The 3,943-nt window shown below is 69.1% G+C and carries 1 protein-coding gene and 1 pseudogene; both read left to right on the forward strand.

Annotation, left to right across the window (positions count from 1 at the left end):
• Window positions 1–369: pseudogene (locus HUW62_RS46050) on the forward strand (glycosyl transferase family 1); the annotation flags it as partial.
• A 99-nt stretch (window positions 370–468) separates the two neighbouring features.
• Window positions 469–3,943: response regulator (locus HUW62_RS46055; RefSeq protein WP_176438062.1), on the forward strand; the 3,475-nt coding region annotated here is incomplete at its 3' end.

A 3,943-nucleotide genomic window follows, 5' to 3' on the forward strand; every position in this document is an offset into this window, starting at 1 on the left:
CCATCCCACTCCCACCCACGTCTCGACGAACCCGACGAAATCAGCAGCGACGAGGTCGAGGAGGCCGAGGTCTCCGTCAGCAGCGCCGCCCAGCTGATCGAAGACGAGGACGACCTCCAGGAGGCCGAACCCGACGAGGCCCTCCCCGAGGAGACGGCGGAAGAAGACGGCCCCGCCCCCGAGCCGCTCTCCTCGACGCTCAACCCCTGGTTCGCCCAGCTCGCCCACGGGTACTGTCCGCCGGAAGGCACTCGGTTCGCCCGTCACACTCCCCCCACCACCTTCCCGGGGCGGGACGACGACACGGATCCGTCCAGGTTGCCCCCCACGCCCCGTGCACAAGGCACCGTTCGCGGCAAGGGCTCGTGAAGCAGCCAACCGAGCACCCTCCGGAAACTTTCCAAGCCTCGGGCCCGCCCAGTAGGATGTTGCGGTTTTCACTGCACTTTTTGCGGGTGGAAGGGCTTCATGGAGCGCCGCGTCCTCATCGTTGAAAGCCAAAACGACTTCGCCCTCAGCATGGCGACCGTGCTCAAGAGCGCGGGCTACCAGACCGCCATGGCGGCGACTGCCACGGATGCGCAGCGCGAGCTGGAGAAACGCCGGCCGGATCTCGTCGTCCTCCGAGCCGAGCTGCCGGATCAATCCGGGTTCACGCTGTGCGGGCAGATCAAGAAGGGCAAGTGGGGCCAGAATCTCAAGGTCCTGCTCCTGTCCTCCGACACGGGAGTCGAAGGCTTGACGCAGCACCGGCAGACGCCGGGCGCCGCGGACGGCTACCTCGTCATCCCCTTCGAAATGGGAGAGCTCGCCTCGTTGAGCACCGGCATCGTCCCCACGGGTGCGGAGGAATCCGACGCGGACCTCGACGCCGCGCTCTCCGGCAACCCGCGCGAGGCTCCGCCTCCGATGCCCGCCATCCGCACCAGTCCCGGCGGCCCACCCAAGCTCCCCAAGCGCGAACGACGCAGTGCGATGACGGAAGAGGACCGCGCGTTCCTCGACCGCGCGTTCCAGTCCATCGCCGACCGCAAGGCGGAGCTGCTGGCGGAGTCGCGTCAGCTCAAGCGCCCGCCTCCTCGCCGCGAGCTGATGGGCACGCCGGAGGGGAAGATCCAAATCCTCCGCGACGAGCTCAAGACGCGCGAGGCCCAGCTCGCCCGCCTCTCCGAAATCTGGAGCGTGCGCGAGCGCGAGCTCCTGTCCGGCGAGGACCGGCTCCACGAGAAGGACGTGGAGCTGCAAGGCCTCAAGATGCAGGTGGACGACCTGCTGCGCCGCTTCAATGAAGCGCAGCAAGCCATGCTCCAGAAGGAACGCGAGCACGGCGCCACCGTCGATGACCTGCTGCTGCAGAAGTTCTCCTCGGAGAAGGACCTCATCGAGGTCGTCGCATCCAAGGAGAAGGACATCAACGTGCTCCGCAAGGAGGTCCACAACCGCGAGGACGAAATCGCGCGGCGTGGCACCGACCTGGAGCACCTGCGAGCCGAGTTCGACAAGCTCGAGAAGCTCCACAACGTCGTCACGCTGGAGTTCGAGGTCAAGGAGCAGAAGCTCCAGGACACCGTCCGCGCGAACGAGGCGGAGATCGCCCAGTTGGGCAAGCGCGGCGACGACTTCGAGTCGGAGCTGGGCCGCACCGTCAGCGAGCGGGATCAGCGCTATGCCGAGCTGGACGGAGAGATTCAGGCCCTCCAGGAGCGGCTGCAGCAGACGGAGCAGGAGCGCGACACCACCGTCCGCGGCCTGGAGACCCGGGCCGCCTCCGCCGAGGAGCACGGCGCCCGGGGCGACGCGGAGATCATCCGGCTGAACGCGGAGCGCGACTCGCTGGAGGCGCGCCTCAGTCAGCAGGTGGCGGATCTGGAGGCGGACCTCGCGCGCACCACGAGCGAGCGCGAGCAGCTCCGGATGGACAAGGACGCGCAGGAGACGGAGCTCAATCAGCGCGTCGATGACCGCGACGCGAAGATCTCCTCCCTGGACCGCGAGCTGGCGGAGGCCATCGAGCGCAACGAGCGCACCGAGGCCGACCTCAACTCCAACATCCAGCAGCAACTGGAGCGCATCGGCGAGTTGGAGGGCGAGGTCGAGGCCGTCAAGGCGCACCTGGCCGACCGCGAAGCCGAGCTGTCCGGCGAACTCCAGGCGCTCACCGACGCGAAGAACGCGCTGGAAGAGGACCTCACCGGCCGTCTCGAGGCGCTTCAAATCGCCAAGGACGCGCTGGACGAGGACCTCACCCGGCAGCTCGAGGAGCTTCGCGCGGCGAAGGCCGAGCTGGAGGCCGACCTCACCGGCCAGATTCAAGCCCTCACCTCGCAGCTCGAGGAGTCGCAGCGCATTGGAGATCAGCTCCAGGCGCGCGTCGTGTCGCTGGAGGACACCGTCGCCCAGCGCGAGTCCACCATCGAGGGGCTCCAGGGCGACGTCGCGGCGAGGGATCAGCGCATCTCCGAGCTGACGGGAGACCTGGAAGCCACCAGCCAGACGCTCTCGCAGACGCAGGACACGCTGGCCCGCACCGAGCAGCAGCTCGCGGACACGCAGAACACCCTGGCGAGCACGGAGCAGTCGCTCTCCGAGACGCGGGGCGAGCTGGAGGCCACCAGCCAGTCGCTGAGCGAGACGCAGACGCGGCTGGCCCAGACGGAAGAGGCGCTGTCGACGACGCGCGGCGAGTTGGAGGCCACCAGCCAGACGCTCTCGCAGACGCAGGACACGCTGTCGCGCACGGAGCAGCAGCTCGCGGACACGCAAGGCACGCTGGCCCAGACAGAGGGCACGCTGGCCGAGACGCGCGGCGAGCTGGAGGCCACCAGCCAGACGCTCACCCAGACGCAGAACACGCTGGAGGAGACGCGCGACGCGCTGGGCACCACCACCGCGCAGCGCGACGGCCTCAAGGTCGAGCTGGATGACACGCACGAGACGCTGCGGACGACCCAGGCCGCGCTGGCCAGGACGACGGGCGAGCGGGACCAGCGCATCGCCGAGCTGCAGGCCCTGAGCGAGGCCAAGGACGCTCTGGAGCAACTGCTCACCGGCCAGATCGGGAATCTGCGCGGAGAGCTCGCGGAGACGCTGGGCAACTACGAGGCGGAGCGGGCCGCGCACGAGAAGCTCGCCGCCGAGACGAGCGCGAGCATCGAGGCGCTCACGGGTGAGCGCGACGGGCTGCGCTCGGAGCTGGAGGCCACCAGCCAGTCGCTGGAGCAGGTGCAGGGACAGCTCGCCGCGACGAGCGACGCCCTGTCGCGCGAGCAGCAGGCCCACTCCAACAGCCGTCAGCAGGCCGCCAACACCCAGGCCGCGCTGGAAGCGGACCTCAACGAAACGCGCAACCAGGTGGAGGAGCTGGGCGAACAGCTCACCATCACCAAGCACGAGCTGGGCGCCCGGGTGGCGGAAGTCACCCAGTTGTCCTCCCAGCTCGCGCAGGTGGAGGACACACGGGCGACCCTCAAGGAGCGGCTGGACGCGCTCACCGAGGAGTCCCAGCGCCGCGAGGAGCTGCTCCAGAACGACCTGGCCACCAAGGGCAAGGAGCTGTCGGACACGCTGCGCAAGCTCACCCAGGTGACGCAGGAGAAGATGCGTCAGGCCGAGGTGCTCAACCGCGAGGTCGCCACCCGCACCGAGCAGCTCAAGGCGATGGAGACCAAGCTCCAGACCCAGGCCGCCGACGCCAAGCGCCACGCGGACGGACTCGGCCAGCAGATGGCCGGGCTCAACAACCAGTTCGAGCTGGCGAAGAAGACGCTCGGCGAGCGCGAGGAGCAGCTGCGCGCGGCGGGTGCCCAGCACCAGAAGCTGACGCAGGAGCGCGACGGCATCAACGGTCAGCTCCAGCAATCCGAGGCCCGCCTCCAGCAGCAGGCACAGCAGGCGCAGCAGGAGCGCGCCGAGGCGAAGCGCGCCTCCGACGAGCTGGCGGCGA

It is taken from the genome of Myxococcus sp. AM011, from assembly GCF_013372595.1.
Lineage (GTDB): Bacteria > Myxococcota > Myxococcia > Myxococcales > Myxococcaceae > Myxococcus > Myxococcus eversor.